The sequence below is a fragment of the Kitasatospora sp. MAP5-34 genome (assembly GCF_029894335.1).
GTDB lineage: Bacteria > Actinomycetota > Actinomycetes > Streptomycetales > Streptomycetaceae > Kitasatospora.
This window is the reverse complement of the sequence record NZ_JARXZC010000010.1, coordinates 58,775-80,408: the sequence shown is the minus strand read 5'-3', so window position 1 is coordinate 80,408 and position 21,634 is coordinate 58,775. Positions and strand designations below refer to the sequence as shown.

At 71.5% G+C, this 21,634-nt stretch carries 17 protein-coding genes; 6 read left to right on the top strand and 11 right to left on the bottom strand.

Going from position 1 to position 21,634, the window contains the following annotated elements; translation table 11 throughout:
* Nucleotides 1-83: 83 nt before the first annotated feature.
* Both P3T29_RS11730 and P3T29_RS11725 read right to left on the bottom strand, forming a co-directional pair.
* Nucleotides 84-1,280: a beta-eliminating lyase-related protein gene (locus tag P3T29_RS11730; RefSeq protein ID WP_280716294.1), complete on the bottom strand. Its 1,197-nt coding sequence runs from the start codon at nt 1,278-1,280 to the stop codon at nt 84-86.
* A gap of 114 nt (nt 1,281-1,394) precedes the next feature.
* Nucleotides 1,395-3,020, bottom strand: coding sequence for an aldehyde dehydrogenase family protein (locus P3T29_RS11725; RefSeq protein ID WP_280716293.1), 1,626 nt, complete (start codon nt 3,018-3,020; stop codon nt 1,395-1,397).
* A 534-nt stretch (nt 3,021-3,554) separates the two neighbouring features.
* Here P3T29_RS11725 and P3T29_RS11720 point away from each other — a divergent pair.
* Nucleotides 3,555-4,496, top strand: a complete 942-nt coding sequence (locus tag P3T29_RS11720) for a M23 family metallopeptidase (RefSeq protein ID WP_280716292.1) — start codon at nt 3,555-3,557, stop codon at nt 4,494-4,496.
* Between the two features lie 78 nt (nt 4,497-4,574).
* Here the strand turns inward: P3T29_RS11720 and P3T29_RS11715 are convergent, their stop codons facing one another.
* Entirely contained in the window at nt 4,575-5,255 is a 681-nt protein-coding gene (locus P3T29_RS11715) for a TetR/AcrR family transcriptional regulator (protein ID WP_280716291.1), read from the bottom strand.
* A 328-nt stretch (nt 5,256-5,583) separates the two neighbouring features.
* Between P3T29_RS11715 and P3T29_RS11710 the strand changes: the two genes are divergently transcribed.
* On the top strand, nt 5,584-7,062 hold the full coding sequence (locus P3T29_RS11710) for an MDR family MFS transporter (RefSeq protein WP_280716367.1): 1,479 nt from the start codon (nt 5,584-5,586) through the stop codon (nt 7,060-7,062).
* A 151-nt stretch (nt 7,063-7,213) separates the two neighbouring features.
* Here P3T29_RS11710 and P3T29_RS11705 read toward each other — a convergent pair whose 3' ends face one another.
* Entirely contained in the window at nt 7,214-8,131 is a 918-nt protein-coding gene (locus P3T29_RS11705) for an A/G-specific adenine glycosylase (RefSeq protein ID WP_280716290.1), read from the bottom strand.
* Nucleotides 8,132-8,395: 264 nt separating this feature from the next.
* Between P3T29_RS11705 and P3T29_RS11700 the strand changes: the two genes are divergently transcribed.
* Nucleotides 8,396-9,259 carry a hypothetical protein gene (locus tag P3T29_RS11700; RefSeq protein WP_280716289.1) on the top strand — a complete coding sequence of 288 codons (864 nt, stop codon included), beginning with the start codon at nt 8,396-8,398 and terminating at the stop codon, nt 9,257-9,259.
* A gap of 356 nt (nt 9,260-9,615) precedes the next feature.
* On the opposite strand, the gene disA is transcribed toward P3T29_RS11700, so the two are convergent.
* Both disA and radA read right to left on the bottom strand, forming a co-directional pair.
* The gene (gene disA / locus P3T29_RS11695) at nt 9,616-10,674 is read right to left on the bottom strand and encodes a DNA integrity scanning diadenylate cyclase DisA (RefSeq protein ID WP_280716366.1); all 1,059 of its coding nucleotides are present in this window, start codon (nt 10,672-10,674) and stop codon (nt 9,616-9,618) included.
* 171 nt (nt 10,675-10,845) lie between these two features.
* Complete coding sequence (radA, locus tag P3T29_RS11690; protein WP_280716288.1) at nt 10,846-12,393, bottom strand: DNA repair protein RadA; 1,548 nt, start codon at nt 12,391-12,393, stop codon at nt 10,846-10,848.
* A gap of 170 nt (nt 12,394-12,563) precedes the next feature.
* On the opposite strand from radA, the gene P3T29_RS11685 reads away from it, so the two are divergent.
* A complete protein-coding gene (locus P3T29_RS11685) occupies nt 12,564-14,336 on the top strand; it encodes a sigma-70 family RNA polymerase sigma factor (protein ID WP_280716287.1) in 1,773 nt (590 codons plus the stop codon).
* Nucleotides 14,337-14,412: 76 nt separating this feature from the next.
* Here the strand turns inward: P3T29_RS11685 and P3T29_RS11680 are convergent, their stop codons facing one another.
* A complete protein-coding gene (locus tag P3T29_RS11680; RefSeq protein WP_280716286.1) occupies nt 14,413-15,057 on the bottom strand; it encodes a GAP family protein in 645 nt (214 codons plus the stop codon).
* A 648-nt stretch (nt 15,058-15,705) separates the two neighbouring features.
* Between P3T29_RS11680 and P3T29_RS11675 the strand changes: the two genes are divergently transcribed.
* Nucleotides 15,706-16,716, top strand: a complete 1,011-nt coding sequence (locus tag P3T29_RS11675; RefSeq protein WP_280716285.1) for an NAD-dependent epimerase/dehydratase family protein — start codon at nt 15,706-15,708, stop codon at nt 16,714-16,716.
* Nucleotides 16,717-16,770: 54 nt separating this feature from the next.
* On the opposite strand, the gene P3T29_RS11670 is transcribed toward P3T29_RS11675, so the two are convergent.
* From P3T29_RS11670 to P3T29_RS11655, 4 genes are all read right to left on the bottom strand, one after another.
* Complete coding sequence (locus P3T29_RS11670) at nt 16,771-17,820, bottom strand: family 2 encapsulin nanocompartment cargo protein polyprenyl transferase (protein ID WP_280716284.1); 1,050 nt, start codon at nt 17,818-17,820, stop codon at nt 16,771-16,773.
* A gap of 119 nt (nt 17,821-17,939) precedes the next feature.
* Nucleotides 17,940-19,367: a family 2B encapsulin nanocompartment shell protein gene (locus P3T29_RS11665; protein WP_280716283.1), complete on the bottom strand. Its 1,428-nt coding sequence runs from the start codon at nt 19,365-19,367 to the stop codon at nt 17,940-17,942.
* Between the two features lie 295 nt (nt 19,368-19,662).
* Nucleotides 19,663-20,235 (bottom strand): methylated-DNA--[protein]-cysteine S-methyltransferase, encoded by a 573-nt coding sequence (locus tag P3T29_RS11660; protein ID WP_280716282.1) that lies wholly within the window; start codon nt 20,233-20,235, stop codon nt 19,663-19,665.
* An 84-nt stretch (nt 20,236-20,319) separates the two neighbouring features.
* Nucleotides 20,320-20,553, bottom strand: coding sequence for a hypothetical protein (locus tag P3T29_RS11655; protein ID WP_280716281.1), 234 nt, complete (start codon nt 20,551-20,553; stop codon nt 20,320-20,322).
* Between the two features lie 225 nt (nt 20,554-20,778).
* Between P3T29_RS11655 and P3T29_RS11650 the strand changes: the two genes are divergently transcribed.
* Nucleotides 20,779-21,345: a hypothetical protein gene (locus P3T29_RS11650; protein WP_280716280.1), complete on the top strand. Its 567-nt coding sequence runs from the start codon at nt 20,779-20,781 to the stop codon at nt 21,343-21,345.
* Nucleotides 21,346-21,634 lie beyond the last annotated feature (289 nt).

The window sequence follows — 21,634 nt, the reverse complement described above, 5'->3', positions numbered from 1 at the left end:
CGGGTTTGAGGTGGCTCTGGCGGGAATCGCCGGGGCCACCATCGCCGGCGGGACACCTGCACCACCTGCGGCGCGAACAGGTCCTACCCGAGAACGTCGGCACGCTCCTGGAGGAGAGCGAGGAAGGACGTCATCGCGTCGGCGATCTCCTTCGGCGTCCACTCCAACGCGGCGGCGGCGACCGTCACTTCGGTGTACGAGAGGCCGGGCAGGCCGGGCTCGTCCCACCAGCCGAAGAGGGCGGTCTGCTGCTCCTCGGCGAGGCGCAGCCCGGCCTCGTTCAGGGCATCGGCCGGGTAGGGGAGCCAGAGCTGGAACTGGTGCGTGTGCGGGGGCTCGGGGTTGATCCGGGCGCCCGGGACGGCGGCGAGGGTCTCCGCGACCACCTTGGCGTGCCGTACGTACTCCTCCAGGCGCGGCAGTTCACGGTTCAGCCCGGCGAGGGCGGTGAGGGCGGCGGGCCACTGCTGCCAGAGCTGCCCGCCGTACCGGTGCCGCCAGAGCTTGGCCTCGCGGACGAAGTGCTCGTCGCCGGCCACGGCCGCGCCGCTGATGCCGCCGAGCGTCTTGTAGAAGGAGACGTAGACCGAGTCCGCCAGCCCGGCGATCTCGGGGAGGGAGTGGCCGAGGTGGTGGACCGACTCCCAGAGCCGGGCGCCGTCCAGGTGGACGACGGCACCGGCGTCGTTCGCGGCGGCGACCGTCCCGGTCAGTTCGTCCCAGGTCGGCAGGACGAACCCGGCGTCGCGCAGTGGGAGTTCGAGCATCAGGACGTCGTAGTCGTCGACGACGCCCCGGACCTCCTCGGCGGTGGGCAGTCTCGGCGCAGTCGTCGGCCAGACGGACTGCAGGCCGGTCAGCCGGGAGTACGCGCGCTGCTCGTGCCGCTCGGGATGGGCCAGCGGGTGCATCGCCACCGTGCGGTGCTCGCTCGACCAGTACCGCAGCGCCACCTGCTGAGCCATCGTCCCGGTCGGGAAGAAGGCGGCGTCGGGCTTGCCCAGCAGCTCGGCGACCCGCTTCTCCAGCGCCCGCACCACGCCGTCCCCGTACATGTCGGGGCGCTCGTCCAGGTCGTACGCCGACTCGGCGTCCGTGGTCAGGCTGGCCAGCCGCTCGCGCAGGTTCTGCGGGCGGACGCCGGAGAGCAGCCGGTCACACCCGCGCAGCGCGGCGAACCGGCGCTGCCTCGGGTCCGTGAACGGGGCCTCGTCGGTGCGGGCTGCGTGGGAGGCGGTGGGGATCGCGTCGGAGGGGGAGTCGCTGAATGTGTCGGCCATCCGTCGATGATCCCTCAGGCCCGGCGACGCGCAAGTGAGTAAACCGGCCGGACCTCAGCCGGTAGGACGCTCAGCAGAACGGCTCAGCGAGCCGGATCCCGGTCGGCCGAGGTCTCAGCGGACCGGGTACAGCGAGTAGGACGGGAAGTTGCCGTAGAGCTTCTCGTCCGGGCCGTCGGCGCCGTAGCTGACCGCACGGACGAGCAGATCGCCGCCGACGAAGGCGCCCTTCCAGGACGCGCCCAGCCCGCCGAACACCTCCTCGCGGTCCCCCCGGCTGCGAGGCTTGTTGATGCCGACCTTGAAGGCGAGCAGATCCGGGGCCACCCGGGCCGCGAACTCCTGGTCGTCGGTGGCAAGGGAGGCCACCAGCGATCCGTTGCCGGCGTTCATCGCGGCCAGCAGCTCGGACTCGGTGTCCACCAGGACGATGGAGTCGAGCGGCCCGAACGGCTCCGAGTGGTGCAGCGCCCAGCTCGCGGGCGGGTTGAGCACGGCGGCCGGAGCCAGGTAGGCGGCACGGGACTGACCGGGCAGGAACGTACCGCTGTCGAGGTCGCCCACGTGCAGCGGGACGGCCCGGGCGGCCACCGCGCTGTCGAAGTGGGCCCGGAGTTCGGTGGCCTTGGCGGCGTGGATGACCGGGCCGAAGTCGAGTTCGGGCAGCGCGTCGCCTGGGGCGGCGACGGCCAGCGGGTGGCCGAATCGCAGGCTGCCGAGCACGCCGAGGTACGTCTCCAGGAAGGCCGGGAAGAGCGAACGCTGAACGACGTAGCGCGGGTAGGCGGTGCAGCGCTGCTTGGCGTACTCGAAACCCTTGCGCAGGTGCGCGGCGAGCCCGGGCCAGTCGCTGTAGCGCCAGACGCCCCAGGTGTTGAGGCCCTCCTGCTCCAGGAAGTGCCGACGGTTCAGATCGGCGAGCGAGGTGGCGGCCTTCCGTCCGTTCGCCCGGCCGCCGACGAAGGCCAGCGCCCCGAGGCCGTCCGCCCGGATCAGCGCATCGGCGATCTTGCTGCCCTCCCCGGAGAGCAGGGTGACGGGCAGTCCGGCGCGGAGCATGACGGCGTGCGCCAGCGTGAGGCAGTGGAAACCACCCTGCGACGGAGTCTTGGCGACCACCGCGTTCCCGGCCAGCAACTGGACCAGCTCCGCGTGCACCTGCACGCTCATCGGGTAGTTCCAGCTGGCGATGTTCGAGACCGGTCCGGGGAGCGGCACACGGCCGTCCAGCTGGCGTTCGATGTTGTCCAGGTACCAGCGGACGCCGTCCAGGGCCCGGTCGACGTCGGCGCAGGCCAGTCGCCACGGCTTCCCGATCTCCCAGACCAGCAGCAGGGCCAGCAGGTCGCGCTGCGCCGCGAGGCCCTCCACCGCCGCAGCGACCCGCGCCTTCCGCTCGTCCAGCGGCACCCTTCCCCAGGCCTTGTGCTGCTCGATGGCGAAGGTGACGGCGCTCTGCGCCTCCGGCATGCCAATCCGGGGCGGGCCCGGGATCGGGGTGCCGTCGAGCGGCGTGGTGTGGTCGCCGGGGGCACCGACGGCTCGCCATTCACCGCGCACGAGGTTGAGCAGGCGGTCGGAGGCGAAGGCTTCGGGGGCCTCCCGGACGCACCGGGCGTACGTCTCGGACCAGGAGGTACCGGGCTTGAGCTGCGGGGTCGTCGGTTGTGGGGTGGCTGTGCCTGGGGTTGCCGACTGCGGGGTTGTCGTCTGCGCGGTTGTCGTCTGCGGGGCCGTCATGAGGAGTTCCTCCGGTCGGGAAGGGGTTTCTCAAGCAGGTGGTGTCAGGCAGGACGCGGTACTGCTGCTGGGGCGCGGGCTCAGCCTGGCACGCGGTGCTGCGACTGGACAGCCCGCCTGCAGAACGGCGGTGGCGGGGCTGTGGTCCGGGCCACGATTGACCTCCCGACCACCAGGGTAGGCGCGCGCCGTTCCAAGCCGCCGGGTCCGGCCGACGACGCTCTCCGGTGGTGATTGTCACAGGGCGCGGCGTTGGTACTAGGGGCGGTAGTAGGTGCGGTAGCAGGGCATCAAGGTGCGGTGGCAAGTGCGGCGGGCGGCGCGCCACCCGATTGGACGAACTGACGGTGATCCGCCCGACCGATCGTTAGGCCAACGGCTTGAAGTTGGCGGGCGCGGACACTACACGCCGTAGTAGGTGCGTGATTTGGGGCGGGTCGTTATGACCGTATTACATCTGCTTGGTCCTACCAGCCCGGCGAGCCCCAGCGGCTCGGCCCCGCGCTGTCCCCGACCACGAGGTGCTGTCACTAGATGCCTTCCCCGCACGCCGCACGCCACCGGCTCACCGTGGCGACCCCCTCCCGCACCCCCGCCCCGCTCCGACCGGCGGCCGTCTGGCTCCGGGAACGACACTCGGTGGTGGCCTGGAGCGGAGCGATGACGCTGGCCTTCGGCGCACTGCTGATTCCGGGATCGGCCGCCGCACAGACCGTCCGGCCGACCACGCCGGGCAGCTCGGCCTTCACCGCCAACCCCGCCTCGGCGGAAGCCGAAGCCGCAGCGGCAGCAGCTGCCGGGGCAAGGGCGGAGGCGGCCGGCTCCGGGGCGCCAGGGGCGTCGGGAGCTGCGGGGAGGTCCGCCAAGCCGTCGAAGCTCTGGGCGGTGGGCCTGGTGCAGATCGGGGCACCGATCGCGTACCAGCCGCCGAGTTCGGTGTCCTCGCAGGACGCCGTAGCGGTGGCGGGCAACCTGACGCCCAGCACGGCGCCGACCTCTGCCGCTGCCCCGCCACCCACACGCGAACCCGCCCCGGCCGCAGAACCCGCCCCGGCGCCCGAGCCGCCGGCCTGGTACGCCCCGGCGCCGGGCGCGCCGATCACCAACCCGTACGGCGTCGCCAACGCCGAGTACGCGGCGGGATACCACACGGGAGTCGACTTCGCGGTGGACCTCGGCACGCCGCTGCATGCCGTGGGCGACGCCACCGTGGTCTCGGCCGGGTACGCGGGCGCGTACGGCAAGGAGGTCGTACTGCGACTGCCGGACGACCACTACGCGGAGTACGCGCACATGTCGTTCATCTCCGTGAGCGCCGGGGACAGGGTGGCCGCCGGCCAGGAGATCGGCCAGTCAGGAAGCACCGGGAACTCCACAGGGCCGCATCTGCACTTCGAGATCCGGACCAGCAACCATTACGGAGCGGTCGTGGATCCGATCGGCTATCTGACGGAGCACGGTGCGACCGACTTCTAGCGTCGGGCGTTGGATGTCGGGCGGTGGGCGTCGCCGGAGAGGTGATGACAGATTACAGATGACAGATTTTGAAATCTGTCATCGCTCCGACGGCGACTCGATTCGCCCGGCGATCTCCAAGGCGACCTCCAGGGCCGCATCCATCGCCTCCGACAACGTGGTGGCGTCCACCCCGGCCCCGACCCCGTCGCCGCCGCCCTCCGTCGTCCCCCGTGCCGCCACCCGAGCCGCTCCGCGAGCCGCCTCCTCCTCAGGCGCGCACCGGTTGTCGTACTTGAGCAGGAAGAAGGCAGAGTTGATCGCGAACAGCGACATGGTGGCCCGCAGCCGGTCCTGAAAGTTCGCGTCGGGTCCGTGCACCAGCCCGATCATCGCCAGCATCCGTGCCTTGAACTCCAGCCCGGCCGGCGAGTCGCGCAGCGCCGGCTGGTTGTCGTGGAAGAAGCGCAGCAGCGGCACCCGCTCGGCCATTCCCGCCGCGAACCGGCGGACCAGCTCGTCCCGCAGCTCGGGCGACCACTCCTTCCCCTCCCCCCACGCGATGGCGTCGTCGATCGGCGCGGCCATGCTCTCGACGATGCCGAGGACGATGTCGTCCTTGGTCTTGAAGTGGTAGTACAGCGCGGCTTTGGTCACCCCCAGCCGGTCGGCGATCTCCCGCAGCGAGGTCTTCTCGTACCCCTGGCCGGCAAAGAGTTCGAGCGCCACGTCGATGATGCGTGCCCGGGTGTCACTGCGGGGGCTCTGCGTCGTACTCATGGCTTGCTGGCCTGCCTCATGACTGCGTTGACGGGGTGACGGAAACGCCGAGTTGCAAGTGTCCGCCCGGGGTGCATTCTCCCTGCCCGCGAGACTGCGACCGAAACTGGCTTGACGCCCGCCTTATGGACAACTTACCGTGCCACCGGACGATTCACTAGCCGGTCGTCAAGTAAGTGAGCCGAGAGGCCCGGCAACCGGCACCACGCTCACCGGGAGACGCACCATGTCACAACAGCAGGTCGAGACTCCGGCGGACACCCCTCCCGCCGGAGCCGAGGGGCCGACCGATCCCACGCCGAGATCGCCGCGCGAGATCCGCCTGGTGATGATCGGGTTGGTGGTCGCCATGCTGCTGGCCATGCTCGACAACCTGATCGTCGGAACCGCGATGCCGACCATCGTCGGCGACCTCCACGGCGCCGAACACCTCTCCTGGGTGGTGACGGCCTACACCCTGGCCACCGCCGCCTCGACCCCGATCTGGGGCAAGCTCGGTGACCTCTACGGCCGCAAGGGCACCTTCCTCACCTCGATCGTCATATTCCTGGTGGGCTCGGCACTGTCCGGCCTCTCCCAGTCGATGAACGAGCTGATCGGCTTCCGCGCCCTGCAGGGCCTCGGCGCCGGCGGTCTGATGGTCGGCGTCATGTCGATCATGGGTGCCCTGGTGGCACCGCGTGACCGTGCCAAGTACCAGGGCATGTTCGCCGCCGTGATGGCGCTGGCCACGGTCGGCGGCCCGCTGGCCGGCGGCTTCATCACCGACCACTTCAGCTGGCACTGGATCTTCTACATCAACCTGCCGTTCGGTCTGATCGCCCTCGCGGTCATCATCGTCACGCTGAAGCTCCCGAAGGTCCGCTCCACCGCCAAGATCGACTACCTCGGCGCGATCCTGCTCACCGTCGGCATCACCTCGCTGGTCCTGATCACCACCTGGGGCGGCCAGCAGTACGCCTGGAGCTCGAAGGAGATCCTCGGCCTGGCCGCGCTCGCCGCAGCATCGCTGATCGGCTTCTGCTACGTCGAGCAGCGGGTCGAGGAGCCGATGCTCCCGCTCACGCTCTTCAAGAACCGCAACTTCTCCATGGTCTCGCTGATCGGCTTCATCGTCGGCTTCTCGATGTTCGGCGCCGTCACCTTCCTGCCGCTCTACCAGCAGACCGTCCAGGGCGCCTCGGCGACCAACTCCGGCCTGCTGCTGATGCCGATGATGTTCGGCATGCTGGTGGTCTCGCTGGTGGTCGGCCAGGTCGTCTCCAAGACCGGCAAGTACCGGATCTTCCCGATGATCGGCACCACCGTGATGGCCGGCGGCTGCCTGCTGCTCTCCACCCTCGGGACGAGCAGCAGCAGCTTCACCGCCGCCTGCTTCATGATCGTGCTCGGCGCGGGCATGGGGTTCCTGATGCAGATCACCATGCTGGTCGCCCAGAACAGCGTGGAGCTCAAGGACATGGGCGTGGCCAGCTCCACCGCCACCCTGTTCCGCACCATCGGCGGCTCGTTCGGCGTCGCCCTGTTCGGCGCGCTCTTCAACAACCGTGTCACCGACACCATGAAGGCGTCCGGTGTCCCGATGTCCGGCGGCACCGGCCAGCTGGGCCCCGCACAGCTGAAGAAGCTGGCCGCCCCCGTACAGGACGCCTACCACCACGCCGTCTCCAACGGCATCCACACCGTGTTCCTGTGGGGTGCGGTGATCAGCCTGGTCTCCGTCGCCGCCGCCGTCTTCCTGCGCGAGATCCCGCTGCGCGGTGGCCCCGGCCAGCAGGCGGCCGAGCCCCAGCTCGAGGCCATCTGACGGTCCGCAACACCCCCGAGACAGCGCCCACCCTGGTCCCCCGGGGTGGGCGCTTTCACGTCGTCCGCAGGAGCGCTGTCCGCAGGAGCGCCGTCCGAAGGAGCGCTGTACGCAGACACGCCGTCCGCAGGAACGCCGTCCGAAGGCGGGATCAGACCGGCAGGCGGTACACACCAGGGGCGACCGGCTCGACCAGGCCGTCCGTGACCAGCCCGTCCAGCGCCCGCGCCCGCTGCACCGGTTCGGGCCAGACGGCGTCCAGGCGCGCCTGCGGCACCTCCCCGTGCGCCTCCCGCAGGACGGCCAGCAGCTTGCCGCGCACCTGACGGTCCGTCCCCTCGTACGACTGCCCGCGCCGCGCGGGGCCCTCGTACGGCGGCCGGCCGGCCGCCTGCCAGGCACAGTGCCGGATCAGCGGGCACTCGGCGCAGCTCGGATTGCGCGCGGTGCAGACCAGTGCGCCCAGTTCCATCACCCCGACCGCCCAGGTCGCGGCGGTCTCGGCGGCGGCGGGCAGCAGCTCGGTCGCGGCCCTGCGCTCGGCCGCCGTGGTCGCCTGGGCCGGGAACTCGACGCCCGTCACGGCCCGGGCGAACACCCGGCGGACATTGGTGTCCAGCACCACATGGCGCTGCCGGTAGGCGAACGAGGCGACTGCGGCGGCGGTGTACTCCCCCACGCCGGGCAGTGCCAGCAGCGCGGCGTGGTCCTCCGGCACCTGGCCGTCGTGCTGCTCGGTGATCGCCACCGCGGCGGCGTGCAGGCGCAGGGCGCGGCGCGGGTAGCCGAGCCGACCCCACATCCGGACCGCCTCTCCCGGCGCGTCGGCGGCCAGGTCGGCGGGTGTGGGCCAGCGTTCGAGCCAGGCGGCGTACGCGGGGAGCACCCGCTTGACCGGGGTCTGCTGGAGCATGAACTCGCTCACCATGACCGCCCACGGCGAAGCCTCGGCGGTACGCCAGGGCAGGTCACGGGCGTTGGCCTCGTACCAGCCGAGGACGGTCGAGTGCAGCAGCGGGGCCGGGGTCGAGCGGCGCGACTGGTCTGGGGCTGAGGAGATGGCAACCATGGCGCTTCGATCCTCCCACGTCCGCGCGCCCAGGTCCGCGCTCCCGGGTTCATGCCCCCGGGCCTGCGTTCCGCTGTCGGCCGAGAGCCGATTTACCGAGCGTCCCGGACCGTCCTCGGGCGCCGTGCCATGATGATCGCCGACGAACGAGGCCGCCGCCGTCCGGCTCCCCCATCCGGACCAAATGGCGGATCATGTGAAGGAAGCGACGCCATAGCGGTGTTGATGCGTCAACGGGTGCACACAGTCTCGTAGAGTTTGCGCGTGCCCTCTCTGCGTCAACCCGTGGGACCGCTGCCGGCCTCGATCTACTGGCGGCGGCGAGTCGTCGTGCTCGGTGCTCTGGTCGCCGTTCTCGCCGTGCTGCTCTGGCTGACGTCCGGTCAGGGCGGTGGCGGGAAGTCCACGGACAAGACCGCGCTGCCGCTACCGGCTCAGTCGATCACCCCGGGTGCGACGCCGAGCGGTCCCGCGATCAACAGCCGTCCCGGTGGGACGGGCGGTTCGGGCGGCGCTGCGGCCCCCAGCGGCTCGGGCGGCGTCTCGGGCAGCAGCGGCGGCGAGGTCAGCCTGACCGGCGGCGGTACGACCGGCGGGGGCGACGCCACCTCCGGCTCGACGGGCGGCGGAGCGAGCGGCGGGTCGGTGGGATCGTCCGGTGGAGCCGGCGGCGGGTCGACGGGGCAGCCTCCGGTGAACACCGCCGAGGTGATGGCCCTCCCGGTCTGCACCGCCTCGCAGGTCACCTTGGAGCTGGCCGGCTCGCAGAACTCGTACGAGCTCAAGGACAAGCCCCGGCTCGCGCTGACCGTGCGCAACGCCTCCGGCTCCAACTGCCGGGTGGACCTGGGCCGTGCGGCCTCGACCATCGTCGTCACCTCGACCGCCAACGAGCGGATCTGGTCCTCGGGCGACTGTCCGACGGACCATCAGGACACCTGGGTGCAGCTCCCGGCGGGCACCGGCCTGACCGAGACGTTCACCTGGGACCGCAGCCGCAGCAAGCCCCAGTGCGCCTCGGCGGACGGTTCGACCGCCCCGGCCGGGAACTACCTGGTGCAGGCCTACCTGAACGGCCCGGCCGGTGGCCAGGTCACGGCCCGCACGTCGGTACGCCTGGAGGGCTGACCACTCCCCGCATCACGGCGGCCCGCCCCGCAACCAGTTTTTTCCGGTCATCCGGCGGGCCGGGCCTGTCTCGGTCGGTGGATCCGGCTGTCACGCCACCGTGAACACCTCGAACTGATCGTCACACCGGACGGCCGACGGCGTCCGCTCTGTTCGGTTCTGCCCCGGTTCGCCGGTGGCTCCCGCCTCGGCCGGATGTCCGCCAGGTGTCCTGGGCATGACGACGAGAAAGGTATCTTGTCGCTCACCTGCCAAGCCGTCAGGCTGGCAACAGCAGCTCGGCGGGCCGCCCCACCGGCCCGCCGAGTAGCCTCCGCCCACCAAGGCGGTGCTCACGGCACAGGCGGCAGGACCGGTCAGACGTAGCGCTCGAGAATGGACGATTCTGCGAGCCGGGACAGCCCCTCGCGCACCGAACGGGCCCGGGTCTCGCCGACGCCCTCGACGGTCTGGAGGTCGTCGATGCTCGCCGCGAGCAACTTCTGCAGCCCGCCGAAGTGCTCGACCAGCCGCTCGATGACGGTGTTGGGCAGACGCGGGATCTTGGCCAGTAGCCGGTAGCCACGCGGCGAGACGGCCGAGTCCAGCGACTCCGGGGTGCCGGAGTAGCCGAGCGCCTTGGCGACGGTCTGCAGGTCCAGCAGCTCCGCGTGGGTGAGCGCCTCGAGGTCGGCGAGCACCTCGGGCACCGTGCGGCCGCGCTTGGCGGCCCGCTCGGGAAAGTAGTCGCGGGCGACGAGCTCGCGCTCGGGCTCGACCCCCTGGATCAGCTCGTCCAGCTGGAGCGAGAGCAGTCGGCCGTCCGTGCCGAGCTCCAGGACGTACCCGGCGATCTCGGTCGCGATCAGCCGGACCATCTCCAGCCGCTGGGCGACGGCGGTGACGTCCCGCACGGTGACCAGGTCCTCGATCTCCAGGGCGGAGAGCGTGCCGGCCACCTCGTCCAGGCGCAGCTTGTACCGCTCCAGGGTGGCCAGCGCCTGGTTGGCGCGGGAGAGCACGGTGGTCGAGTCCTCCAGGACCCGGCGGGTGCCGTTGACGTACATCGCGATCAGCCGCATCGAGTGCGAGACAGCCACTACCGGGTAGCCGGTCTGGCGGTTGACCCGCTCGGCGGTGCGGTGGCGGGTGCCGGTCTCGTCGGTGGGGATGGTCGAGTCGGGCATCAGGTGCACCCCGGCCCGGACGATCTTGGTGATGTCCTTGTCGAGCACCACCGCGCCGTCCAGCTTGCACAGTTCGCGCAGCCTGGTGGCGGTGAACTCGACGTCCAGCACGAAGCCGCCCGTGCACACGGACTCGACGGTCTTGTCGAAGCCCAGCACGATCAGGCCGCCCGTGTTGGCCCGTAGCACCCGCTCCAGACCGTCGCGGAGCCCCGTCCCGGGGGCGATGGCACTGAGGGAGGCCCGCAGCAGGGCCTCCTCGCGGGGGGACTTGTCCGCCCGGTCGCTGGCTGCCACGTGACTCCTCCGGTCGACCCGGACCGTGTGGCGTGGCGCCCGACGGCCTGTCGCTAATTACTGCACTTCATGCCAATTAGACAGGGCAAAGTCTAACTGCGTGCGGCAATAACAAGGTCTGGGTCAGCCCAGTTCGTCGGAATCGATCGGATCCCAACCCTCCATGAGCGCCTCCGGGAAGGCCGGAACGGACTGCGCGGCAACCGACTTGGGCTCCGGACGGGCCCCCGTACGCGCCTGTGAACCGACCCCCGCGCGGGCGGGCTCGCGAGCCTCCGTACGCGGCTTCGCCGGAGCCCGGCGGCGGCCCGGGATCGCCTGCAGCGCCTCGCCGATGTCCGCGACCTCCACCACCTTCATGCCGCTGGGGACCTTCCCCGGGTCCGGCGGGACCAGGGCGTGCGTGAAGCCCAGCCGGTGGGCCTCCGCCAGGCGGCGCTGCACGCCCGTCACCCGGCGGACCTCACCGGCGAGGCCGACCTCGCCGATCGCCACCAGGTTGCTGGGCAGCGGGGTGTCGGAGGAGGAGCTCGCCACGGCAAGCGCGATGGCCAGGTCGGCGGAGGGCTCGGTGAGCTTCACGCCGCCGACCGTTGCCGTGTAGATGTCCTGTTTGCCCAGCTTGACGCCGCCGTGCCGCTCGACCACGGCGAGGATCATCGCGATCCGGGGCGATTCGAGACCGGAGGTCGTCCGGCGCGGCGAGGGGATCTGCGAGTCGACCATCAGCGCCTGGACCTCCGCGACCAGCGGCCGCTTGCCCTCCAGAGTGACCGTCAGGCATGTACCGGGAACCGGCTTGTCACGCCGCGTCAGGAAGAGCCCGGACGGGTCGGCGAGACCGGTGATGCCCTCGTCGTGCAGCTCGAAGCAACCGACCTCGTCGGTCGCTCCGTACCGGTTCTTGATGCCCCGGATGATGCGCAGCCGGGCGTGCCGGTCGCCCTCGAAGCTCAGGACGACGTCGACCAGGTGCTCCAGCAGCCGCGGGCCCGCGATCGAGCCGTCCTTCGTCACATGGCCGACCAGCAGAGTGGCCATGCCCCGCTCCTTGGAGACCCGGATCAGCGCCCCGGCCACCTCGCGGACCTGGGCCGGGCCGCCGGGCGCGCCGTCCAGCTCGGCGGAGGCGATGGTCTGCACGGAGTCCAGGACCAGCAGACCCGGGTTGACCTGGTCGATATGGCCGAGCACGGCGCCGAGGTCCGACTCGGCGGCCAGGTAGAGGTGGTCGGAGAGGGCGTTGATCCGGTCGGCGCGCAGCCGGACCTGCCCGGCCGACTCCTCACCGGTGACGTACAACGTCCGGTGCCGGTCGCTCGCCGCCTTGGCCGCCACGTCCAGCAGCAGGGTGGACTTGCCGACACCGGGCTCGCCCGCCAGCAGCACCACCGCCCCGGGGACGATGCCCCCGCCGAGCACCCGGTCCAGCTCGGGCACGCCCGTGGTACGCGCCGTCGCGACCTGGCCGTCCACCTGCCCGATCGGCTTCGCGGGCGAGCTGACCGGCCCGGCGGCCGTCGTCCGGATCGGCACCGCGCCGTACTCCTCGACGGTGCCCCAGGCGTTGCACTCCGGGCAGCGGCCGACCCATTTGGGGAGCTGGTTCCCGCACTCGGTGCATCGGTAGGCCGGGCGCGGCTTGGCGGTGGTCTTCGTACGGGCTGCCATGCGGCCCACCGTAGCCGGTGGGTACGACAACGCGTGACCGCGCCGGACGGAACGGGGGCGAGGGTGATGCTGCGGGGCAGCGTGCGGCGATGACGGTGTTGTTACCCGAAAGAAGTACAACAGCAGGGAATGCCCCGGGCCGGGCCCGCTCGCTCTCTACCGTCTGGTGCGTGACAACCAGACTGGCCCCCCAGGCTTCCCCCACGCTCCAGGGCTACGACCACCACGTCGACGGGCTCTTCACGTACTGCCTCTCCGTGCTCTGCGAGCACGACGCGGCGATCGCCGCCGTCCGCGAGGTACGGGATCTCGTACAGCGGCACAGTGCCCGGCTGGCCGGTCCCGAACTGCTGCGGGCCTGGCTCTACTCACTGGCCCGGCACTGCTGCCTGCGACGGCTCGGCCAGGGCGCCGGGGGTGCCGCGGGCGCCACTCCGGACGCCGAGCAGGCCGCCGAGCGGCGGCGTGAGCTGGCCTCGCTCGCCTGGCCGGAGGCGGCGGGCACCGCGCCCGAGCAGCGCGAGGCCCTGGAGCTGGCGGTCCGTCACCGGCTGCGGCCCGACGAGATCGCCGCCGTGCTGGGGCTGTCGGGCGCCGAGACGGAGGCGCTGCTCTCGGCGGCGGGCGCCGAGGTCGGCCGGACCAGGGCCGCGCTGCTGGTGCTCGGCGTCGGCAGCTGCCCGGTGCTGGCGCAGCTGGGCGGGGTCGGCGCGGAGAGCTGGCGCGACTGGGTGCTCGGTCCCGCGCTCCGCCGGGAGCTGGTGCAGCACGTGGTGGACTGCCCGACCTGCCGGGGCACCGCCGAGCGGGTCGCGGACGGGCCTGGTCTGCCGGGGGAAGGCGGGACAGGTCGGGCGGGGCTGGCCAACCTGTCCGGGCTGCCGATGTTGCCGGCGCCCTTGGCGGTCCGGATCGGGGCGACACCCGACAGGTCCGCGCACGATACGGCCGGGGCGGCGTTCCTGAGCGGCGCGGCGGCCGGGCGGCGGGCGCTCCGGACCGACGACGCGACCGCACTGCTCGACCTCCGCTTCGACCAGCGCGGCTTCCCCCGCCACCGGGCGTCCGGCCCGGGACGCGGCTTGGCCGCACGCGGGCTGGCGGTGCGTCAGCGGGTGGTGACCACAGGCGTGCTCGCCGCCGTGCTGACCGCGCCGGTGGTGGCTCTCTGGGCTGCCCATCGCGGCGGCGACCCGGCCGAGGCCGTCTCCTCCGTCCGGGTCGACGCGGCGTCCCCCACCCGGGACGGCGCGGCGTCCTCGAGTGCTTCCGGGCGACCGGCGAGCGGCGGGTTGCAGCTGGCCGGTGCGGCGGGTGCAGAAACGTTGCTGCCGATGGTTGAAGGGGTCGCGGTGTCCGTGCCGTCCCGGGGCAGGCCCCCCGCCTTCGACAATCTCCCGGTACTTTCCCAGCCCGCCGACCCGAACCCGGGCGCCGCCCCCGCCGACCCCGGCGCTGCGCCCGTCCCCGTCCCCGTCCCCGCCCCCGCAGCGGGACAGCTGACCGTCGAAGCCAACGACTACGCGGGCCGGACGATCCTCACCCTGACCAATTCCGGCGGCACCACGATCCAGTGGCACGCCGTACTGGACGCGGCCTGGCTCCGCCTCAGCCGGGACTCCGGCTCCCTGGAACCCGGCCAACGGATCACCGTGACGGTCACGGTCGACGAGAGCCGCGCTCCGCAGACCCACTGGACCGCCCGGATCGCCCTCCCGCCGTCCGAGGCGGTGGTCACCCTGGAGGGCGGCCCGCAGCAGCCGACCGGGCGGCCCACCTCGCCATCGCCCTCGGGCCCGCCCCCGAGCACCGGCCCGTCCCAGCCGCCGTCCTCGCCCCCGTCCCAGCTGCCGTCCTCGCCCCCGTCGCCGTCGCCGTCCGTTCCCGCCTCTGCCCCGCCGTCCGCCTCCGCCTCAGCGCCGTCCACCCACTCGACGCCGTAGCCACCGAGCCGTCAACCGGCCGGGCCCGCAGCCATCCGACGGCCGGCCGATCCGATCGTCGGACGGATCAGACGGATCAGACGGTCAGACCGGAGATCGCGGCACCCACGTACTCGGTGCCCAGAACGATCAGCACCACCAGCGTGATCGCCGAACTATGGACGGACGCCCACGCCTTCCACTCGCCGAGCACCTTGGCCGACCTCGTACCGTCGAAGAGGCCGAGGAGGTGGACGGCGAGCGGGACCAGCGTGCCCAGAGATCCCACCAGCACCATCAGCACCACCGCCACCGTCTTGGCCCGCCCGTCGGCCGAAGCGATGGCGACGGAGATCCCGCCGCCGACCGCCAGGGCGAGGTTTTTCGGGTCGGCCAGTACCAGCGTCGCCGCCAACCCCGCCGCCTTCGCCGGGGTGAGAAGGTCGACGGACCGCATCCACGTCGGCGGGCGGTGCACCTGCCCCTCGCGCGGCCGGGCCCTCCACAGCACTGCCCCGAGCACGAGCAGCGCCCCGCCCAGGGCCAGCTCGAGCCAGTACGACCAAGGGGGGTGCGGCCCGGCGGTGTCGAGGCCCGAACCCACGAGTACGACCACCGAGCAGACCGCCGACAGCGCCACGACCCACCCCAGCACGAAGGCCGCGCCACCCACCCGGCCCCTCGGCCCGGCCAGCAGCATGATCACACCGGCCAACGGCAGCGGACCGAGAGCGATACCCACGGCCGATGCCAGCATCCGGCCGACCGCGTCACCCACCGCCGCACCGCCCCAGCCGCCCCAGCCCCTCCAGCCCTCTCAGCCGGCGCGGCCGGACGGACGACCGGAACGGCCCGAACGCCCGGCGCGTCACCTGGGCCGGATCCTCGGCAGCCGGTAGGAGCCGTCCAGCACCTGGGCCCTCAGCTGGTACATCCGGATCATCGGGCGGAACTCCCGCACCGGCGTGGGCAGCCAGTTCGCCGCCTACGCCGGTGCGGCCGGTGCCCGGTGCTGCAGGAGGCGTCGGCGGCGAGTGGCTCCAGGGCGGCCGAGGCGGCATCGGTCATCCAGGTTCTTTCCAACTGTCGCTGCCCTCCGGCTTCGCCTTCCGGTGTCACTGCTGTCCGGTGTCACTGCTGTCGGGTGTCACGTCTGTCGGGTGTCACTGCCCGGTCCGGCTTCGAGCCGCAGAAGCACCGGACCCAGGACACCAGTCGGACGACAGCCCGTCAGCTGACCGGCCGTCGTCCGATATATCAGGCACAACACCCTGAACTGGATGCTAAGCGCAGACCGCCGGGTCAGCACCTCGGAGGCTCCGGACCTACGACCACTCAGCTTGGAGTGAACGATGCTGCGGGCACTGCGGATCGGGGTGAGGCTTCCGCCATGAACATCCTGATACTCGGCGGCTCGGCCTTTCTCGGGCGCGCCTACGTCTCGGAGGCGCTGCGCCGAGGCCACCACGTCACCACCTTCAACCGCGGACTGTCCGGCGCCGACCAGCCGGGCGTCGAGGCCGTCAGGGGCGACCGGAACCTCCCCGCCGGCCTGGACCGGTTGATCGCCGACCGACGCTGGGACGCGGTGGTGGACACCGCCGGCCAGCAGCCGTACGCGGTCGGGCTCGCTGCCCGGCTGCTGCGGCCGCACACCGACCACTACACCCTCGTCTCCTCCATCCACGCCTTCGCGGACTGGGGAAAGCTGCCGCTGGACGAGAACTCCACCACTCACCCGTGCCCAGCCGACACCCCGCCCGACCAGCCGCCGGGCAACCACCTCAAGGCCGGGTGCGAACGCGCCCTGCTGGAGTCGTTCGGCGCCGACCGGTCGCTGATCCTCAACTGCGGGCTGCTCATCGGCCCGCACGAGAACATCGGCCGGTTGCCCTGGTGGCTGGAGCGGATCGCCCGGGGCGGGAAGGTGCTCGCTCCCGGCGCCCCGAGCCGTGCCATGCAGCTGATCGACGCCCGGGACTTCGCCGCCTTCGGCCTGGATCTGCTCGAGCAGGGCCGGACGGGCCGGTTCATCACCACGGCCCCGCCCGGCAGTACCACCTTCGGCGAGCTGCTCGACGCCTGCGTCCAGGCCACCGGAGCCGCTGCCGAACCCGTCTGGACGGACGAGGAAGTCCTGCTCTCCGCAGGCGTGGAGCCCTGGACCGAACTCCCGATCTGGGCACCCGACCGGCCCGACTGGGACGCGATCTGGCTCGCGGACAGCTCCCGTGCCCGAGCCGCCGGGCTCCGCTGCCGACCGCTCTCCGAAACGGTCCGCGACACCTGGGCCTGGTTGCAGGAGCGGGGGCCTGCCGCGCAGCCGTACCTACAGGGCCGCACACCCCTCGGGATCGACCCCGAGAAGGAACGCTCCCTGCTGGCCAAGGCAGCGGGCTGAGGTCGGTGCCGGGTGCGAAGGGGAGCCTCCAGCACCCGGCGCCCACCACCTACATCAACGAGTCCGGCGGGTGACCAGCTCGGCCAGGGCGAGCAGCTCGTCGGCGTCCGCCGGATCGGGCACGGCGTCGGCGAGATGGCTGATGGCCGCCGCCATTCGTTCGCAGGATTCGCTCTGTGCCCAGGCCCGTCCACCGGCCGAGTCCACTGCTGCCGCAGCGGTCAGCAGCTCGTCCGGCGTCAGCGGGCGTTCGGTGGCGTAGAGCTCGGCGAGCAGCGCGCCACCGGGCGTGCCGGACTCCAGGGCGAAGACCACCGGCAGAGACTTCTTGCGCGCCGCGAGATCCGCGCCGACCGGCTTACCGGTCACCGCCGGGTCACCCCAGATGCCGATCAGGTCGTCGATCAGCTGGAAGGCGAGACCGATCTCCCGCCCGAACGCCTCCATGGCGTTCGCCATGCGCTCGTCGCCGCCGGCGTACAACGCGCCCAGTGCACAGGCGCAGCCCAGCAGCGCGCCGGTCTTGGCATCCGCCATGGCCAGGCACTCGGCCAGCGAAACGTCACTGCGCTGCTCGAAGGCGCAGTCGCTCTGCTGCCCGGCGCAGAGCTCGACCACGCAGTCCGTGAGGCGGCGGACTGCTGCCTGGGAGGCCCGGTGGGTGTCCTCGGCGAGGGTGCGCACGGCCAGCGAGTGCATGGCGTCGCCCACCAGAATGGCCTCGGTGGTGCCGAACACCCGCCAGACGGTGGGACGGTGACGGCGGGTCTCGTCCCGGTCGATGACATCGTCGTGCAGCAGAGTGAAGTTGTGCACCAACTCGACTGCGGTGGCCGCCCGCACCGCGTCGGCCGGCCGGCCGCCGACGGCCCTCGTCGCGGCGAGTACCAGCGCCGGGCGGATCGCCTTGCCCGCACCGGCGTCGGACGGTGTACCGTCCGCCTCCCACCAGCCGAAGTGGTAGCCCGACATGTGCCGCATCGACTCGGGCAGGGTGCCAACCGCCTCCCGCAGGGCCGGATCGATCACCGCCCTGGCGCGGGCCAGCACCGAAGCGGCCTCCTGGCCCTCCTGTTGATCACGCTCAAGCGCGAAGATCCCCATGTACGTCTCTCCCCCAGATTCTCTCGGACCGCTGCCCGTGCCCGTGCCCACGGCTGTTTCGCAGCCGCGTCGCCGAGTTGCGGTTGCATCGCTTGAATTGCGCTGCTCAATCCGCCTGCTCAGCCGCGCGAGCGGGCGATATCGACGTTTTCCAGCACGCCGATCGCATCAGGAACGAGAATGGCAGCGGAGTAGTAGGCGCTGACCAGGTAGGAAATGATCGCCTTTTCGTTGATACCCATGAAACGGACCGAGAGGCCCGGCTGGTACTCGTCCGGGATACCGGTCTGGTGCAGGCCGACGACGCCCTGATTGTCCGCACCCGTACGCAGCGCGAGGATCGAGCTGGTGTGACCGTCCACGATCGGGATCTTGTTGCAGGAGAAGATCGGCACCCCGCGCCAGGCCGGGAGGTGCTGGCCGTGCACCTCGACCGTGTCCGGGTAGAGCCCGCGCCGGTTGCACTCCCGTCCGAAGGCGGCGATCGCCTTGGGGTGGGCCAGGAAGAACTTGGTGCCCCGGCGGCGGCTCAGCAAGTCGTCCATGTCGTCCGGGGTGGGCGGGCCGGAGTGGGTCTGGATGCGCTGCTCGTACTCGGCGTTGGTGAGCAGGCCGAAGTCCGGATTGTTGACGAGCTCGTGCTCCTGGCGCTCGCGGAGTGCCTCGATCGTCAGCCGGAGCTGCTGCTCGATCTGGTTCATCGGCTGGTTGTAGAGGTCGGCGACCCGGCTGTGCACCTGCAGCACCGTCTGCGCGACGCTCAGCTCGTACTCGCGCGGCGCGAGTTCGTAGTCGACGAAGGTGCTGGGCAGCTCGTGCTCGCCCTGGTGGCCGGCCGACAGGTCGATCGAGGCCTCACCGCGCTTGTTCTGCGGCTGCCCGACGGTCGAGAGGTAGGCCAGCACCTGGTCCCGAAGTGCGGCGGAGCGGTCGACCAACTCCTGGAAGGAGGCCAGGGGGAGCGCCAGCACGGTACCTGCGGTGGCCGCCTTGACGGAGTGCGCCCAGAGCGCGTCGGCCTGCGACAGGGCCTCGTCCCCCAGGTGGTCGCCGTCGGCGAGCACACCGAGCACCGTGGTCTCGCCGTACTTGCCGATACCGACCTGGCTCACCTTGCCGTGGGCGATCAGGAAGATCTCGTCCACCGGATGCCCGGCCTCGACGAGAAGCTCCCCCGCCGCGAACTCGCGCTGGGCGAACCGGCCCGCGAGCTCCCCGAGCAACCTGTCGTCCTCGAAGCCGCTCAGCACCGGCAGCTCACGCAGCGACGGCGGCACGATCCGCACCTCCGCGCCGGTCTTCACGAAGCTCACCCGGCCCCGGCCGACCGCGTACGTCAGACGCCGGTTGACGCGGTACGTACCACCGGAGACCTGCTCCCAGGGGAGCATCCGGAGCAGCCAGCGCGAGCTGATGTCCTGCATTTGCGGTTCGGACTTGGTGGTCGTCGCGAGATTCCTCGCGCCTGCCGTACTGAGGCTCGACTGCTGCCGAACCTCCTGCGGCCCGCCCTGTGCGGGAATCCCGGTGCTGGCTTCGGTAGACATGAAAGAGCCCTCCCCATGAGCGCATGGTGCGTGGCGCGTGGTGCATCGCGTGGTACATCACATTGCGTTCATCATTCTTGGGCCGTCCGAGCCAACTTGCAATCACTCGTTCGAGTGGTCAATACCGTTGAACAATTAGCACGAGACGCTCATCTGGTCGATTATTTTTCGATAATTTGATCGACTATTTCCGGCTTTCCGCATGTCCCGACGGTGGGGCGTCCTCTCGGCTTCCCCAAACACTCGAACACCATCCGCGCCGCCACGGAGTACAGGCCCAGGCTCAGGCCCAGGCTCAGGGGAGGACGGCCGGGTCAGGTCCGTTCCAGTCGAGGGTCGCCGGGAGCACGCCCTCCAACGTGAGCAGCCAGCGCTTGGTCTCGATCCCGAGCGGGCCGCCACCGAACCCCCCGAGCCCGTCCGCCGCGACCACCCGGTGACAAGGGACCAGCAGCGCGAGCGGGTTGGCGCCCATCATCTGACCGACCGCGCGCGCGGCAACCCCTCCGACCTCGGTCAGCTCGTCGAACACGCCGCTGCGCCTGGCGAGTTCGCCGTAGGTGATGGTCGCGCCGTACGGGACTTCGGCCAGCAGCGTCTGCAGCACCACCCGGTGCGGCCCCGACGTGAACCGCCAGTCGACCGGCAGGCCGGGGGCCCTGCTCCGACCCTGGAAGTAGTCCGCCAGGCGGGCGACGACGGTCTGCGCTCTCGCCTCGTCCGCACAGTCCGGCAAGCCGACCCGGCCCGGCACCCCCGTCACCGTCTCACCGGCGAACGAGACCGCTGCGACACCGAGATCCGTGACCGCAACGCGGACCGGCCCGCTGGGCAGCGGGGTCCCGACGGTGACCCAGGAGATCGACATGCCCGGCACGCTACCCGACCCCTGGGTGCAGTCCTCGGGTCCTCGAGGACCCGAGGGCGGTGAGGCTAATCGGAGCAGCAGGGCTCAGAGGTGCGCCTTGAGGTACTCGGAGAGTTCGCTCGCCCACTGCGTGAGCTCGTCCCGGTGCTGCACCTTGCCCTCGCACAGCGCGCTGACCTGCGCGTCAGTCAACCGGTCGGGGCCCCGCGTGTCCAGCAGGTGCGAGATCTCCCGCATCATCGTCGTCAACCGCTCCGCGTCGGCATGGCTGAGCATCACCAACGCGTCGGTGTGGCTGATCGTGACAGAACCAGGCATCGCGGCCTCCTGCAGTCGGCCCCCGGTCCACCGTACGACCCCGGACGGCCCACCGCCCACCCGCGCCGCACGGTTCCCGTCCGCCCGTGACGGGCCGCGACCGCCACCCGACACGCGCATCCCCGGTGGCCGGTTACCCGGCACCTGGCAGCGTTCGAGTTATCAACGAGGGAGTAACAAACTGGGACAAACACCCGCATAACAGACCCCGGTCAAGGAGTCCACATGCCGATCAGCACCCCACCCACCGACCGGCTGTTACTGATCCCCGACGGGTCCGGCCTGGCCACCGAGATCGAGGCGTACCTCGCCACTCTCCCGCCCCAGCTCCCGCCCCTCGCCCCGACCCTGGCACCCGCCCACCCGACCGCTCCGTACATCTGCCCGCTCGGCAGCACCGCCCAACCGTGGAACGCCGGTTACCCGCTGCCCCGGCCGACGCTCCTCGACCGTCTGGTCCGGCGGGCGGCACGGCCCGCACAGGTCAGTGTCGCCACACACCTGCGGTTGGCCTCGCGGTACATCGCCTGCCACGGCTGGGTGCAGGGCGCGATGTGGGACAGCGCCGGCCGAGTCTGCCTGCTCGGCGCCCAGGCCGCCGTCCTCGCCCACGGCTACGGCACTCCGGACGGCGCGCGCCGGGCCCGGACGCAGGTGATGGAGGTCCTGCACGCCACCGGACGCCCGGTCAGCTCGCCCGACGAGTACAACGACGCCCCGGCCACCCGCCAGGCCGACATCCACCGGCTGCTCGACCACGCCGCAGCCCGGGCCCTGCGCCTCGGCATCTGAACCAGCCGCCGGGGCCGGCTGCTCACCGGCCCCGACCGCTCACCAGCCCCGACCGACGAGTTGCCGCTGCGAGGGGAAGATCGAGGCCGCGAGGTTTCCGGGTCGGGACGATCGCGGCGGGCGGGCTGGAACGCTGCGGCTCGGACCCGCACCCGTCAACCCGCTCGGTCGTCGGCTCGGCTGCCGGTTCGATCGCCGGCTCGGCTAGCGGTTCGGCCGGCCTACGTCGGCGGAGCGCGCGTACGGCGTAAGTGCCACCTGCCGCTGCGACCATGGCGGCGCCGGCCGC

What these genes read in the sequence shown, in the direction of transcription:
- P3T29_RS11730 (WP_280716294.1), bottom strand. Translation starts at nt 1,280, where the DNA reads ATGGCCGACACATTCAGCGACTCCCCCTCCGACGCGATCCCCACCGCC.
- P3T29_RS11725 (WP_280716293.1), bottom strand. Translation starts at nt 3,020, where the DNA reads ATGACGGCCCCGCAGACGACAACCGCGCAGACGACAACCCCGCAGTCG.
- P3T29_RS11720 (WP_280716292.1), top strand. Translation starts at nt 3,555, where the DNA reads ATGCCTTCCCCGCACGCCGCACGCCACCGGCTCACCGTGGCGACCCCC.
- P3T29_RS11715 (WP_280716291.1), bottom strand. Translation starts at nt 5,255, where the DNA reads ATGAGTACGACGCAGAGCCCCCGCAGTGACACCCGGGCACGCATCATC.
- P3T29_RS11710 (WP_280716367.1), top strand. Translation starts at nt 5,584, where the DNA reads ATGATCGGGTTGGTGGTCGCCATGCTGCTGGCCATGCTCGACAACCTG.
- P3T29_RS11705 (WP_280716290.1), bottom strand. Translation starts at nt 8,131, where the DNA reads ATGGTTGCCATCTCCTCAGCCCCAGACCAGTCGCGCCGCTCGACCCCG.
- radA (WP_280716288.1), bottom strand. Translation starts at nt 12,393, where the DNA reads ATGGCAGCCCGTACGAAGACCACCGCCAAGCCGCGCCCGGCCTACCGA.
- P3T29_RS11675 (WP_280716285.1), top strand. Translation starts at nt 15,706, where the DNA reads ATGAACATCCTGATACTCGGCGGCTCGGCCTTTCTCGGGCGCGCCTAC.
- P3T29_RS11670 (WP_280716284.1), bottom strand. Translation starts at nt 17,820, where the DNA reads ATGGGGATCTTCGCGCTTGAGCGTGATCAACAGGAGGGCCAGGAGGCC.
- P3T29_RS11665 (WP_280716283.1), bottom strand. Translation starts at nt 19,367, where the DNA reads ATGTCTACCGAAGCCAGCACCGGGATTCCCGCACAGGGCGGGCCGCAG.
- P3T29_RS11660 (WP_280716282.1), bottom strand. Translation starts at nt 20,235, where the DNA reads ATGTCGATCTCCTGGGTCACCGTCGGGACCCCGCTGCCCAGCGGGCCG.
- P3T29_RS11655 (WP_280716281.1), bottom strand. Translation starts at nt 20,553, where the DNA reads ATGCCTGGTTCTGTCACGATCAGCCACACCGACGCGTTGGTGATGCTC.
- P3T29_RS11650 (WP_280716280.1), top strand. Translation starts at nt 20,779, where the DNA reads ATGCCGATCAGCACCCCACCCACCGACCGGCTGTTACTGATCCCCGAC.